This is a genomic window from Asticcacaulis sp. P2_C5 (genome assembly GCF_056404555.1).
In genome coordinates, this window is sequence record NZ_JBFUDU010000003.1 from 409,555 (window position 1) to 423,760 (window position 14,206).

A 14,206-nucleotide genomic window follows, 5' to 3' on the forward strand; every position below is an offset into this window, starting at 1 on the left:
GGGGGGTACTATCAACCCAGCCCTCAACTAGCGGAAAACGCATTCCTGGTTTCATTGGGAAGCTTTGCAATGACGCAAAGATAGGCCGAAGCTGTTGCATCCGGCATCCGCCGGCCTTGTTCCCAGCCTTTTAACGTCGCCAGAGGAATGTGGTAACTCTGCGAAAATTCTTGCTGCGACATACGCAACTGTTCCCTGATGGCGCGGACATCGGGTACATCGATCACATGCGTCCGGGCACCTTCCGCCTTGCCGTCGACATAGGCCAGCATGTCATTCATGCTCTCGATCAGGTCATCACCAAAATTCTTAGTCATCACGCATTGCCTTTCGCCGAGAGTTTCAATTTAGCCCTTTGCAAACTCGCAGACAACTTGCTTCCGGCCTTTTCTCCACCCTCCCCGCACGCGGGGTGGGCGAAACATCTCAAATTCAAACGCCATTGAGGTCGGTATTCCGTGCATTCAATTTGAGATACGTTAATGACGCACTTCGGACTAGTCCGTACTTACAAATATGGCACGCGTCAGCACTGCTTATCCCGCCAGCAACCGCTCGACATAGTCCGGCACAACCTGTGTCGCCGGGCCCAGTATCTTTTCGGCAAACCGACTATGACCCTGTGAGGGTTCGAGGTTCAGCTCCACAGTATGCGCGCCGGCGCGGCGCGCCTCCTCGACAAAGCCGGCCGCCGGATAGACATTGCCCGACGTTCCAATTGACAGGAACAGATCGCACGCCGCCAGGGCCTCGGAAATTCGCCGCATCTGCAGCGGTATCTCGCCGAACCAGACGATATGTGGCCGCAGATCGCCATCCGCCGGCAGGTCTGTCGACCACGGCTGTACCGCACCTGTCACGACATGACGCGCCTTCAATAACTCGCCGTGCATGTGGACAAGGCCGTTGCCGTCACGGCCATAGCCCTCAGCCATGCCTCTCGCCGCATGGGCCCGATCGTGCAGGTCGTCGACATTTTGCGTTACCAGCAGGACATTACCCTGCCATTCCGCCGCCAGCCGCGCCAGGGCGTGGTGCGCCGCATTGGGTTCGACCTCGCGCAGTTGCCGGCGCCGCTCGTTGTAAAACTCCTGGACCAGGACGGGATCGGCTTCGAACCCTTCAGGGGTCGCCACCTTCTCCACCGGATGGCCGCACCACAGGCCATCGGAGGCGCGAAAGGTCGGCACGCCCGATTCCGCCGAAATTCCGGCGCCGGTCAGGATGACGATATTTTTCACTGGCTCCCCTTCATCACGATACCTTCGCGGCGTGGATCGGAGCCGCCGTCGAAGCTCTTGACGATCTGGCCGTTCTTCAGTCGCATGATGCCATTAAGCCCGGATTCTTCGCCCGACACAGCGGTCAGCTGATAGCCCATGGCGACCAGGCCGTCCCACACGGCGGGCTCCATGCGTTGTTGCTCGATGCGGATCGAGGTGCCGCGCGCCACGACATTGGGCAGGTTGATGGCGTCCTGCATGGTCAGGTTCCAGTCGAGCACACCGACCAGGGTCTTCAGGTTATAGGCCAGGATCGACGATCCACCCGGCGAACCCACGGCCACCACCAGCGTCTTGCCCGTGGCATCGAAGACCAGGATTGGTGACATGGACGAACGTGGATATTTGCCGCCGGCGACGGCATTGGCCGCGGCCATGCCATCGGGTGTCCTCGGGCTGTACGAAAAATCGGTCAATTGGTTATTGAGAAAAAAGCCACCGACCATGCGGCCGGTGCCAAAAATGCTCTCGACCGTCGTGGTCATGCTCAGCACATTGCCGTAGCGGTCGCGGATGACCATGTGCGACGTCCCGGCAGGCTCCAGCGTACGGTCGGCAGTCGTCGTGGCCGTCATCACCGGGAGCTGCCCGGCTGAAGGCGCTGGATTAACCCGGCCGATCTTGATCGCGGCCGAACGCGACAGGGTATAGTTGCTGTTGAGATAGGCGGTCTGCTGGCTGGCGAACAGCGGCGTATCGGCCGCATACTGATCGCGGTCGGCATACATCAATCGCTCGGCCTCGATCAACGCCTGCCAGGCGCGCGGATCGTGGACGCCCCATTTCGCCATGGGCTGGGCTTCGAGAATCCGCAGCCCCTGCAGTACGGCGATCCCACCCGACGGCACATTGGGGGCGCAGACGATATAGACATGATAGGGCACGCACAAAGGCTTGCCGCGATAATCGGTCGTGACCGTGTAAGGCTTGATCGTCGTCGACTTGACCCTGTAGCCAGCCAGGTCGGCCAGGGTCATGGCGCCGGCCAGGGGGGCTTCGTGGGTCTTGGCCACAATGGCTTCGGCGATCGGCCCCGAGCGGAAGACCTCGCTGCGCTCGGCTGCAAAGGCGCGCAGCGTGTCGCCATAGGGATGATTGGTCATGACATCGCCGGTCTTGCGGAAGCCGCCATGGCCGTCACCGAAATAGGCGAGGGTGTCAGGGGTTTTCATCTGCGGAAAACCACCACGCGCCAGATAGTTGCCCAGGCGCGGCGTGATACGAAACCCGGTATCCGCCAGTTTGATCGCCGGATCGAACAAGGTGTTCCAGGCCAGCTTACCGTGGTCCTTCTGCGCCTTGTCGAGCAGGAACATGGCGCCCGGCACACCCGTGGCACGACCGGACGTCACGGCGGCGCCATAGCTAAGCGGCTTGCCATCTGGGCCCATGAACATATCGGGTGTGGCCGCGGCCGGTGCGGTCTCGCGGCCGGTATAGTCGGTGATCTGGCCGGTGCTGGCGTCGTAGTACAGCATGAAGGCGCCGCCGCCCAAGCCTGAGCTCTGTGGTTCCATAAGGCCCAGCACGGTCTGTACGGCCACGGCGGCATCGGCGGCACTACCACCGCGCTTCAGGACAGCCATGCCGGCTTCGACGGCTTCGGGTTCAGCGGCGGCGATAATGGGTTCGACATAGGCTGGCGGCCGCGCCTGCACAACACCCGCCGAAAACAGTATCAGGACCGCCCCGAACCACACATTTTTCATGCCGCAACCTGCCAAAACCACTACCTTTTCCAGTCATATAGGCATCGCCTGCGGATTTCGCTGCACAAAAAACTGCACTGCAACATAAAAAATGCGCGATTTTCGCCTTGCCTTTGCGCTTCAGCTCAACTAAATGTCCGCGCCTTGTTCATGGCCTAGGCACTCGTAGCTCAGCTGGATAGAGCATCAGACTACGAATCTGAGGGTCGGGCGTTCGAATCGCTCCGAGTGCGCCATGAAACCAAAAAGGCCTCCCGTCCGGGAGGCCTTTTTGGTTTCATTTGCCCTCTGGATCGATGCGAACGCATGCGTTCGGCGCGACAGGTGCGGGCGCGCGACGCCGAAGGCGCCCCTCGAAAAATCAAACAAAAATGTGGGGCAAGCATCGTCAAAACGATGCGCGTCAATCGCTCCGAGGAGTGCTGTCGAATTCTTGCGGACGATGTCGGTGCGTTGGCAGCGAGGATGATTGCCTGACGGTGTTCGCCAAACGGTGATGACGTAATTATGCAATCCAAGGCGTTACCGTAATTCGCGATGACAAGTCGTGATTATGCACTAAGTGAAGGTGTGGACTGTACCGTAATTCGTCGATCAATAACAAAAAACGCTCATTCCATTATAGGAATGTCGTCGTCCTCAAGAATTAACTCATCAACCACTGAGCTTAATGCGGCACCATAATGCGCCCGCCACTCCGGCCATACAGCTCTTAAAGTCGGTAGGTGGTATCGCAGTTGATCTTTTGCGGTTGCTAGCCAGGCAGAGTCGGTCCAAAATATAAATCGTGATGACTGGAGAACCTGCTCCATCGCATAAAGTACATAGGATAGAAACCAAAGGACGCGTTCAGACTCCAGCTCATATGAATCTAGTATATTGTCGAAATTAGCTTTGCCAATATGCCTCAAAGCCATGGTTGAACTACTCAATTCAGGTCGCTCTATGCACAATTTAATGTAATCTTTATGAGCATCGAGCGCATTTGCCTGCGCAGAAATTCTCGAGCTCCAGACGACTTGAATTAAAATTAGCACAAGTGAAACCGCGGCTATTATGGCTCCCAGCGCGGTGGCATATCCGCTAAGAACTTGAGCGCTGTTTACATACACCTGCCAGCTATCCGATGCCTGAAGCGGAAGCATAATTGTATTCCCCACAGCCGAAAGTTGAAGCTCACTTTTAACGCTGGTGATTACGCTGTCAATATATGACAGATGGCCATGTACTTTTGGACATAATCAGAAGGGACGACGCCACGGCCTCTTTGGTCAAAGGTATCGCCTATGCCTCTGAGGTGGTCATCCGACATGTTAAGACCAGCCTTTAAGAAATCTACACGCGATCGATCAGAAAATATCCCGGTCATGAACCGTCGCCTGCTTATAGGTACATATCAACACAATTTCGTTTTGCGCGAACATATGTATGCGCCGCTTGACGACCATAAATCCATTCATGCCCGGGCCGTCGCCATTCGCAATCCATTTCGTCAGGGTCGGTATCTCATCACCTATCGATGGAACGAGATAACCAAAATCAGTTGGGTATTGATTTTGCATGTCGACCAAACTTCCGTCGTCATCCTCCCGGAAAACGCGGATTTCAAAATCTTCTAATATCTCGGTCATTTTCTGCCTGCTCAATTGGGACGCAGAAAATGTATCCGGAGTCGAGACGAGGACAAAAACAAAAGCGACACGCTCGTGATGTGCCTGAATTTGGCGTTCGTGCAATTAATTGCACGAAGACCCAGAGGGGTTAGAGTCGTTATCGGTCAACTGCCACGGCACAGCACGCCTTGATTTGCGGGCGTCTTACTAATTGCAAAAATTATTTTCTGCAAGCTCAGCTCGCAAAAGGGAGGGCCGAAACCGAAAGCGGAAACGCCCGCAAGTAAAGATAATCCATTGCTATTTTGACAATTAGTAATGGACTGCACCCGAAATCCATCCCTAGAAATCCATCCCTAGGTTTGTTTCGGCTTTCCAGCACATGTCTATCTCCGTTCTGGTTGGCTTTATGTTCCCATTTTGTTCTCACTCTGGTGGCGGAGTCAAGGGCCATTACAGTTCAAAATGCGATATTGGCCATGCGGGAGATCTAAGATAAGGTTGGCGGGGCCCCGACGTTAAATCTCATAAGTACTGTCCAAATAAGAATTAGGTCAAAAATGGCTAAGTGTATGTTTTGTAATCAAGATTTATGTAAGGGAAATAGCTCTGTTGAACATATTTTTCGGAAATCGTGGCTATCGCGCTTGGGACACTCTAAGACGAATGTTGGCTTTGTCGCGATGTCAGGTGCGGTAGTAGTAGAAGAGCGGGATTTCGTTGCAACGAGCCATGTAGTAGGGTCTGTTTGTAATAAGTGCAATAACGGATGGATGAATGATTTAGATCTTTTGGTAGAGCCTACATTGTTTGCGATGATAGAATCCAAAAAATTTCAAATGTCGAAAGAAGAAGCACAAAACATATGTAGGTGGATTTTGAAGGTAGCTTGTTGCCACGAAAACGCAGGTCCTGTTAAGCATGATAAAACTCCTTTAAACATTCGTAAAAATCTAAAAAATAAAGGCTACATTCAAAAAGGAATCATTTTATTTTACGCATATAGTTCAAACAACGTGAGAAACGTTGCATGTAGTCATATGGATATTTGGCCGTTGCCGGAGTCAAAAAAACTTATAACATATGGACAAGAATATAGGCAAAAATTTGCAATTCAATATGATAGGTTATTAATTGGATTTGCTAGAGTGGGTATCAGCAGGCCAATATTCTTGCTGAATCCCAAGATACACACTGTTTTATATGTTTCTGATGCTGACTTTGTATTTTGGCCAGATGGCCATATTATGGTATATCCAGATAAGTCTGATTATTTTCGAGAGTTTATTAGTTCTGTTGGCGCCATAATTTAGCAGCCGAAGAATGTTGACGTTGGTTATGGAAACCTTGCACACACCTTTAGCCTCGCACTAGGTCATGAATTCCATCATGGCCGAGGTTTTGCTGCGCCTGGTTTGCGCGTTGCGGATCGACGCAGCGAAGAATTCCAGAAACCGACTTTGCGGCTGGTCGCTACCCGCCACCACGACGGCGGGAATGTAGTTTCGGTGACAGGTTATGAATTGTCGTAATTGCCGAGAGGTGGTCCACCCGCGCACTCTCGCTGATCCGACGATACCCGCCTCAAACCGTCACCTGCGTGCCCATCTCGACCACACGACCCGGCGGGATATGGAAAAACTCGGTCGGATTGGCGGCGTTCTTCATCAGGAAGATGAACAGCTTGTCCTGCCACAAGGGCATGCCTGAATTGGCGGCGGGGATGACGCTCCGACGGCCAAGGAAGAAGCTGGTCGACATGATATCGAATTTCAGGCCCAGCTTGCGGCACAGGCCCAGGGCGCGGGGCAGGTTGGGGCTTTCCATAAAGCCATAGTTCAAGGTGACCTTCTTGAACTCGTCATTGATGATTTCGATCGAGACCCGCTCGCCTTCCTTGACCCGCGGTGTATTGGCCGTCTTGACAGTCAGGATAATGTTCTTTTCGTGCAGGACCTTGTTGTGCTTGAGATTGTGCATCAGGGCGACAGGGGCGATATCGGCGTCGGAGGTCAGGAAAATGGCCGTCCCGGCAACGCGGTGCGGCGGACGTTTTTTCAGCATCTCCACAAGATCGGGCAGGCTGACACTGTCGCGACGCGATTTTTCGGTCAGGGTCTTCGTCCCTTTCGACCAGGTGATCATGATCAGGATCATCACACCGCCGAAGGCGAGCGGCATCCATGCGCCGCTGAAGAACTTGGTCAGGTTGGAGGCCATGAAGATGGCCTCGATCAATCCCAGGGGCACAAGTAGTGCCAGGGTCTGGAGCCGCGACCAGTTCCACGTCTTGCGGATGACGACATAGGCCATGATGCTGCTGATGAACATGGTCCCCGTGACAGCGATGCCGTAGGCCGAGGTCAGGTTGTCGGAACTGCGGAAGAGCACGATCAGAACCAGGACGCCGACCATCAGCATCGTATTGACCTGCGGCACGAAGATCTGTCCCGCCTGGGTCTCGCTGGTGCGCTGGATATCTATGCGGGGCAGGAGGCCTAGTTGCACCGCCGACTGGGTCATTGAAAACGCGCCTGAGATCACCGCCTGCGACGCGATCACGGTAGCCATGGCCGCCAGGATCAGGACCGGCCAGTAAAGCGCATCGGGCACCATGTGCCAGAACGGGTTGGCCGCGGCCGACGGGTCGATCAGGGTCAGGGCGCCCTGTCCGAGATAGTTGAGCATGAGGCACGGAAAGACGGCGCAGAGCCAGGCCATGTTGATCGGCCGTTTGCCGAAATGGCCCATATCGGCATAGAGGGCTTCGGCTCCGGTAACGACCAGGAAGACCGAACCCAGTATGACGAAACCGGTAAATCCGTTGGCGAGGAGGAACTGGATGCCATAGTGCGGGCTCAGCGCCTGGAGAATAGCGGGTTTCTGGACCACATAATAGAGCCCGAGGCCGGCAATGACGGCGAACCAGACCAGCATCACCGGCCCGAAGAACCGCGCCACCTTGTCGGTGCCCTTGGCCTGGACCATAAACAGACCGATCAGGATGACGATTGACACCGGCAGAACGAGCTTGTCCAGGCTGTGACCGACGCCGGGCGCCCCCTTGAACCCCTCTATGGCGCTCATGACCGAAAGGGCCGGCGTGATCAGGCTGTCGCCGTAAAACAGCGCCGCGCCGCAAATTCCGAGGAAAAAGATCATGGGCGAAGACCTGCCGATCGCCTTCTGCGCCAGGGCCATAAGCGCCAGAGTGCCACCTTCGCCATGATTGTCGGCGCGCATGAGGAAGATGACATACTTCACCGTCACGAGCAGGAGCAGGGCCCAGAAAACGAGGGATATGACGCCAAAGGTCGCCAGATGCGGGCTTGTCCCGGCGCGGGTGTGAAGCAGAGCCTCCTTCATGGCGTACAGGGGCGAGGTGCCGATATCTCCGAACACCACACCGATGGCGCCGACCGCCAATCCCCAGAAACCGGCATTGCCATGGCCGTGACTGGTTATGGCCTCGGCTTCGACAGAGACAGCCGCCGGCGCCCCAAGACTCGCGGACTCTGGGCTCGCGGACTCTGGACTCTCGGATTTTGGGCTTGCGTCGTTAACAGGTGGCATGGGCGTATCTGCGGTCATTCAAGTTTCCCGTCGAGGCGGAGGTTCAGTTCCAGCAGGTTGACGTAAAGACCCCTGGTGGTGTTGTAGGTCGAGTTGCGGGTCGATCGGTCGATAAGCTCGCGCAGCCGAAACGCACTCATGTGGCGTTGCGCCGCGATGCGGGAGACCTGGGCGAGGGCGGCATCGAGGCTGATCGTCGGATCAAGCCTTGTCCCGCCCTGAAAATATTCCGGTTTTCCAACCGTTGTGGCGGTCACCGTAGACGCGATGACCCGGCCTGAAGCATCACGAAGCAGGCTGCCTTCGGTTTGCGCGGCGAAACCATTGTCGATCAGCGCAGCCATCGACAGGGAATAACCGACGCCGAAAATGACGGTGAAAATCGCCAGCATGACCATACCCGGGCGCAGGCAGGCCATGATTTCGCGATAGACATGCTGACGTGCCATGCCGCTCATGACGGCCTCGACGACAGGGAGCCGGCGATCGCCAGCGCCGGAATCATGACCCAGAAACGGCCGAACAGCAGGACCAGGCTGAGCGCGGAGTACAGAATCGTCGTGCCGGCCGCGTCGAACGCGTGACGATCGACATACCGCATCAAGCCGACGCAGGCGCCCGCGACCAGGCAGGGTGTAAGCAGTGCGACAGCCGCCATGACGATATCGAAACGGATCAGGCGACGGGCGCCGACTGCCGACCTGGACAGGCTTTGAAACAGCGGGGTGATGACCAGGGCGGCAATCAAGCCATACAACACGACCGCATATCCGCCCGCGAAGGCTGTGGTAAAGATGGCCAGCGGATCTGTGATGCGGCTGACCAGGGCGGGCAGGGTCAGGACCGCCACAATGGCCAGCACGAAAGCTCCCTGGCGCCAGTCCTTTGCGATGATGCCGTAGGCGTAGCTGAGCGCGGCCGGTATCAGCACCAGCGACATAAACGAGAGTACGCGCAGGGTCAGGCTTGCGGTGTCGTCAAATTGGACGGCATTGGCATTGAGCAGGGCGCCGGTGTGGGTCACCAGGAGATTGACAGATCCTGCATCAGGAAGGACGCCGTTACCCGAAGGGTTTGCCCAAAGATGTGCCTGCACGACCTCGGCGATTCCCGATGTCGCGACGGCGCCGGCATAGGCCATGGAAAGCGGCAGCAGGACATAGAGACACGAGCGGACGACATCGAGCCAGAAATTGCCGAGGGTCGAGCGGTCGCGCTGCGTGATGCCCCGTGCGATCGCCGCGAAGGCGGACATGCCGACGGCGGCGGACAGGAAGTTTTGCACGGTCAGGCCCGCGGCCTGGCTGAGCGTGGTCATCGCTCCGGGACTGGCGCCCAGCAGCATATGTGTGTTGGTGATGAAACCGGCGGTGACATTAAAGGCCGCGGCCGGCGACAGGCCGGGCAAATGTCCCGGGTTCAGCGGGTGCGCCGCCTGAGTGACCAGGAGCACGTACAGGAGGATGAAGCCCATGGCCGAGAAGGTGAGGGCCGCCAGGGCATAGGTCTTCCAATCCATGCCTTTTTGCGCGTCCACTCCGGCCAGGGCACAAATTCTCCGTTCGAGCGGCAAAAGGAAGGGTGTGAGGACGGTCGGCTTGTCCTGATACAGGCGCGCCATATGGCGGCCTAACGGCACAATACACAGGCTCAGCAAGACCCATTGAACCAGCATTTGGACTAAGCCGTAGCTGCCGTACGGGGGAAACATTTTACAAGCCTTGCGACAGACGGACAGGCTTGGTCACCGCCCGGAACATAATCCGTCAGCTCCATAAAGCGAATTGCGTATAGGCGGTGTATAGATTTGCGGTTTGCCCGTATATTTTTTGTATAGGAAAACGTCTTCGGACCATGCCGGCCGCGTTCCGGAAGCTATACGAAATCTATATGGGCCCAACTGTAATCTATACACTCAGCATACGATCTTTGTTCTAAGCCTGCCGCCTTCCATCCTGGGAGATAGGAGGCGAAACTATGGTTATTATCTATTGCGCAGGCGGTGTGGCGTTCTTCGCCCTGTCCGCCGTTTTTGTTGCGCTGTGCGAGCGCCTGAGGGAGAGCGGTCAATGACCGAACTCTATATCGGCGCCGGCGTCGTCGTGCTCGCCCTGCTCGGCTACCTGCTGGCCGCGCTCGTCAAACCCGAAATGTTTCCATAAAAGAAAGAGGGTACTATGTCCTCCATCATCACGGCCCCGACCATCACAGGAAGTAGCTGGTTGCAGCTTGCCCTCTATATGGTCGTGCTGACCGCCTGCGTCGTGCCGCTGGGTGGCTATATGGCCAGGGTCTTCCAGGGTGAGCGCACCTTCATGTCGCCGGTCCTGGGCTGGCTCGAAAAACAAATCTACGGCCTGTGCGGCGTCGATGCCGAGAAAGACGACATGAGCTGGAAAGACTACGCCATGGCCACCCTGGTGTTTTCGCTGATCGGTTTTGTCCTGCTCTATCTTATGCTGGCCTTCCAGAACCTGCTGCCGCTCAATCCGCAGAAGCTGCCCGGCCTGACGCCCGACCTGTCGTTCAATACGGCGGCCAGTTTTGTCACCAACACCAACTGGCAATCCTATGTCGGCGAGACGACCATGAGCTATTTCAGCCAGATGGTCGGCCTGACGGTGCAGAATTTCGTCACGCCGGCGGTTGGCCTGGCCGTCATGGTCGCGCTGATTCGCGGGCTGTCACGCAAATCGGCGTCAGGCATAGGTAATTTCTGGGTCGATATGGTGCGCGCCAATCTCTACGTCCTGCTGCCGCTGGCCCTGGTTCTCGCCGTCGTCCTCGGGACGCAAGGCGTCGTCCAGACCTTCAGCGCCTATGTCACGGCGCATGGCCTGCAAGGGCTTGACCAGACGATCGCGCTGGGACCCGTCGCCTCCCAGGAAGCCATCAAGATGCTCGGCACCAACGGTGGCGGCTTCTTCAATGTCAACTCGGCCCATCCGTTTGAAAACCCCACGCCGTTCACCAACTTCCTCGAAGTCCTGGCGATCCTGCTGATCCCGGCTGCGTCCTGCTACACCTTCGGCGTCATGGTCGGCGACAAGCGCCAGGGCTGGGCGGTCTATGCCGCCATGACGATCATCTTTGTGCCACTGTTGCTGTTCTGTGTCGCCATGGAACAGGGCGGTAACCCGCACTTCGCGCACCTCGGCATCGACCAGGTCGCCAGCCACATCCAGTCGGGCGGCAATATGGAAGGCAAGGAAACGCGCTTCGGCATCACCAACTCCGCCCTGTGGGCTTCGGCAACGACGGCCGCGTCCAATGGCTCGGTCAATGCCATGCACGACAGCTTCACGCCCCTGGGCGGCCTGGTGCCGCTGCTGCTGATGAAGTTCGGCGAAGTCATCTATGGCGGCGTCGGTTCCGGCCTGTACGGCATGCTGATCTTCGTTATTCTCACGGTCTTTATCGCCGGTCTTATGGTCGGCCGCACGCCGGAATATCTCGGCAAGAAGGTCCAGGCTTTCGAGATCAAGATGGCATCGATCGCCATGCTCGCCCCCTGTTTCTTCGTCCTGATCGGCACTGCCATTGCCGTCATGACCAAGGACGGCCAGGCGGGGATCTATAATCCTGGGGCGCAGGGCTTCAGTGAGGTGCTCTATGCCTTCACCTCGGCTTCGAACAACAACGGTTCTGCCTTTGCCGGCCTTTCCGCGAACACGCCCTTCTACAACACGGCGCTTGGCATCTGCATGCTGTTCTGCCGCTTCTGGATCATCATCCCGGTACTGGCGATCGCAGGCTCCCTGGCCGCCAAAAAGACGGTTCCGGCTTCAGCAGGAACCCTGCCGACCCATAACGCCCTGTTTGTCGCCGTTCTCGTCGGCATCGTCATCATTGTCGGTGTCCTGACCTATGCGCCCACCCTGGCGCTTGGACCGGTTGTCGAACACTTCAACATGATCAAGGAGTAGGACGCACATGTCTGCTCAAGCTAAATCAAGCGCCGGCGGCCTGCTGGAAGGCGCGGACCTCGGGTCCGTCTTCAAGCAAACCTTCCTGCGCCTCAATCCCCTGTATCAGCTGCGCAACCCGGTGATGTTCCTGGTCTTCGTCGGCTCGGTGATTACCACACTCATCTTCGCTGTCATGCTGGTCGATCCCAAGGCCCTGATCGGCGGCGGCCAACCGGCCTGGTTTGTCGGCCTGGTCACCTTCTGGCTGTGGTTCACCCTGCTGTTCGCCAACTTCGCCGAGGCGATCGCCGAAGGCAAGGGTAAGGCCCAGGCCGACAGCCTGAAAAAGGCGCGCCGCGACGTGCCAGCCAAGAAGTTGAACAAGGTCAGTGACCGGACGAAATTTCTCAGCATACCCGCCAATTCGCTGCGCAAGGGCGACATCATCGTCGTCGAAGCGGGAGACTTTGTCCCGGCCGACGGTCAGGTCATAGAGGGGGTCGCCTCGGTCGACGAGAGCGCCGTCACCGGTGAGTCCGCGCCTGTTATCCGCGAATCTGGCGGTGACCGCGACGCGGTGACCGGCGGCACGCGGGTGCTTAGCGACTGGCTCGTCGTGCGCGTCACCTCCGATCCGGGCGAAAGCTTCCTCGATCGGATGATCAGCCTGGTCGAATCGGCCAAGCGCCAGAAGACGCCGAACGAGATTGCCCTGTCGATCCTGCTGGCCGCCCTGACCATCATCTTCCTGCTGGTCTGCGCCACGCTCCTGCCGTACTCCCTGTTCAGCGTCGGGCGGGCCGGTTCCGGCACGGTCATCACTATCACGGTGCTGATTGCCCTGCTGGTCTGCCTGATCCCGACGACCATCGGCGGTCTGCTGTCAGCCATCGGTATTTCCGGCATGCAGCGCCTGATCCGCGCCAATGTCATCGCGACCTCGGGCCGCGCCGTCGAAGCGGCCGGCGATGTCAATGTCCTGCTGCTCGACAAGACCGGTACCATCACCTTCGGCAATCGCCAGGCGACCGAATTCTTTCCGGCGCCGGGTGTCAGCCAGCATCAGTTGGCGGAAGCCGCCGAACTGTCGTCACTCGCCGACGAAACACCGGAAGGCCGCTCGATCGTCGTCCTGGCGCGCAAGATGTTCGGCCTGCCGGAGAAAGACATCTCCAATCTGAAGGCGGAATTCATCCCCTTCAGCGCCGAGCAAAGGGTCTCCGGCATCGTCATCAACGAACGTCACATCCTGAAGGGCGCCGGCGATGCGATCGCCAAGCTGGTTGCCCTGAAGGGCGGTTCGGTTCCGGCCGAGGTGAAGGCACAGATCGATGAGATTGCCCGCAAGGGCGGCACGCCGCTGACCGTCTGCGAAAACAGCCAGGTGCTGGGCGTTGTCTATCTGAAGGACATCGTCAAGCCGGACATCAAGCAACGCCTGGCGGAACTACGCAAGATGGGCATCAAGAGCGTCATGATCACCGGCGACAATCCACTGACGGCGGCGGCGATTGCCAGCGAAGCCGGGGTCGACGATTTCCTGGCGCAGGCGACACCTGAGGACAAGCTGAAATATATTCGCAAGATGCAGGAGGGCGGCGAGCTTGTCGCCATGGTCGGCGACGGCACCAACGACGCACCGGCCCTGGCGCAATCCGACGTGGCCGTGGCGATGAATTCGGGCACCCAGGCGGCCAAGGAAGCCGGCAACATGGTCGATCTCGACAGCGATCCCACCAAGCTGATCGAAATCGTCGAGATCGGCAAGCAATTGCTGATGACGCGTGGCGCCTTGACGACCTTCTCGATCGCCAACGACCTGGCCAAGTATTTCGCCATTATTCCGGCGGCCTTTGCCAGCACCTATCCGGTCTTGGGCGCCTTGAACGTCATGGGATTGAAGTCGCCGCAAAGCGCCATACTGGCCGCGGTTATCTTCAATGCCCTGATCATCATCGGCCTCATCCCGCTGGCCCTGAAAGGCGTCAAGTACCGCGCCGAACCGGCGGCCAAGATGTTGTCGCGTAACATGTTCGTCTACGGCCTCGGCGGCATTATCGCCCCCTTTATCGGCATCAAGCTGATCGATATGGGTCTGGCCGCCGTCGGTCTTGCGTAAG

The 14,206-nt window shown here is 57.6% G+C and carries 12 protein-coding genes and 1 tRNA gene; 5 read left to right on the top strand and 8 right to left on the bottom strand.

Annotated elements, in window-relative coordinates; genetic code table 11:
• Nucleotides 1-23: 23 nt before the first annotated feature.
• The 3 genes from AC1DXO_RS07775 to AC1DXO_RS07785 form a co-directional block, all read right to left on the bottom strand.
• A complete protein-coding gene (locus AC1DXO_RS07775; protein ID WP_476977549.1) occupies nt 24-317 on the bottom strand; it encodes a helix-turn-helix domain-containing protein in 294 nt (97 codons plus the stop codon).
• Nucleotides 318-536: 219 nt separating this feature from the next.
• Entirely contained in the window at nt 537-1,241 is a 705-nt protein-coding gene (locus tag AC1DXO_RS07780) for an NAD-dependent deacylase (RefSeq protein ID WP_476977550.1), read from the bottom strand.
• Complete coding sequence (locus tag AC1DXO_RS07785) at nt 1,238-2,992, bottom strand: gamma-glutamyltransferase family protein (RefSeq protein WP_476977551.1); 1,755 nt, start codon at nt 2,990-2,992, stop codon at nt 1,238-1,240. Before AC1DXO_RS07785 ends, AC1DXO_RS07780 begins: the two co-directional genes overlap by 4 nt.
• Before the next feature lie 159 nt (nt 2,993-3,151).
• Here AC1DXO_RS07785 and AC1DXO_RS07790 point away from each other — a divergent pair.
• Nucleotides 3,152-3,228: transfer RNA gene (locus AC1DXO_RS07790), tRNA-Arg, on the top strand.
• Between the two features lie 375 nt (nt 3,229-3,603).
• Here AC1DXO_RS07790 and AC1DXO_RS07795 read toward each other — a convergent pair.
• Both AC1DXO_RS07795 and AC1DXO_RS07800 read right to left on the bottom strand, forming a co-directional pair.
• Nucleotides 3,604-4,137, bottom strand: a complete 534-nt coding sequence (locus tag AC1DXO_RS07795) for a hypothetical protein (RefSeq protein WP_476977552.1) — start codon at nt 4,135-4,137, stop codon at nt 3,604-3,606.
• A gap of 204 nt (nt 4,138-4,341) precedes the next feature.
• Nucleotides 4,342-4,623 carry a hypothetical protein gene (locus tag AC1DXO_RS07800; RefSeq protein WP_476977553.1) on the bottom strand — a complete coding sequence of 94 codons (282 nt, stop codon included), beginning with the start codon at nt 4,621-4,623 and terminating at the stop codon, nt 4,342-4,344.
• Between the two features lie 542 nt (nt 4,624-5,165).
• Between AC1DXO_RS07800 and AC1DXO_RS07805 the strand changes: the two genes are divergently transcribed.
• Nucleotides 5,166-5,918: a hypothetical protein gene (locus AC1DXO_RS07805; protein WP_476977554.1), complete on the top strand. Its 753-nt coding sequence runs from the start codon at nt 5,166-5,168 to the stop codon at nt 5,916-5,918.
• 271 nt (nt 5,919-6,189) lie between these two features.
• On the opposite strand, the gene AC1DXO_RS07810 is transcribed toward AC1DXO_RS07805, so the two are convergent.
• Genes AC1DXO_RS07810 through AC1DXO_RS07820 form a run of 3 tightly spaced genes read right to left on the bottom strand, consistent with a single transcriptional unit; the run spans nt 6,190 to nt 9,853 of the window.
• Nucleotides 6,190-8,196, bottom strand: coding sequence for a potassium transporter Kup (locus AC1DXO_RS07810; protein ID WP_476977555.1), 2,007 nt, complete (start codon nt 8,194-8,196; stop codon nt 6,190-6,192).
• A complete protein-coding gene (locus AC1DXO_RS07815; protein ID WP_476977556.1) occupies nt 8,193-8,636 on the bottom strand; it encodes a potassium-transporting ATPase subunit C in 444 nt (147 codons plus the stop codon). The genes AC1DXO_RS07810 and AC1DXO_RS07815 overlap by 4 nt, the downstream gene beginning before the upstream one ends.
• The gene (locus AC1DXO_RS07820; protein ID WP_476977557.1) at nt 8,633-9,853 is read right to left on the bottom strand and encodes a potassium-transporting ATPase subunit KdpA; all 1,221 of its coding nucleotides are present in this window, start codon (nt 9,851-9,853) and stop codon (nt 8,633-8,635) included. The genes AC1DXO_RS07815 and AC1DXO_RS07820 overlap by 4 nt, the downstream gene beginning before the upstream one ends.
• A 394-nt stretch (nt 9,854-10,247) precedes the next feature.
• Here AC1DXO_RS07820 and kdpF point away from each other — a divergent pair, with 394 nt between their 5' ends.
• The 3 genes from kdpF to kdpB are packed head-to-tail and all read left to right on the top strand — an operon-like array spanning nt 10,248 to nt 14,205.
• Entirely contained in the window at nt 10,248-10,340 is a 93-nt protein-coding gene (gene kdpF, locus AC1DXO_RS07825) for a K(+)-transporting ATPase subunit F (RefSeq protein ID WP_476977558.1), read from the top strand.
• Nucleotides 10,341-10,355: 15 nt separating this feature from the next.
• The gene (gene kdpA, locus AC1DXO_RS07830; RefSeq protein ID WP_476977559.1) at nt 10,356-12,104 is read left to right on the top strand and encodes a potassium-transporting ATPase subunit KdpA; all 1,749 of its coding nucleotides are present in this window, start codon (nt 10,356-10,358) and stop codon (nt 12,102-12,104) included.
• Between the two features lie 7 nt (nt 12,105-12,111).
• A complete protein-coding gene (gene kdpB / locus AC1DXO_RS07835; RefSeq protein ID WP_476977560.1) occupies nt 12,112-14,205 on the top strand; it encodes a potassium-transporting ATPase subunit KdpB in 2,094 nt (697 codons plus the stop codon).
• Nucleotide 14,206 lies beyond the last annotated feature (1 nt).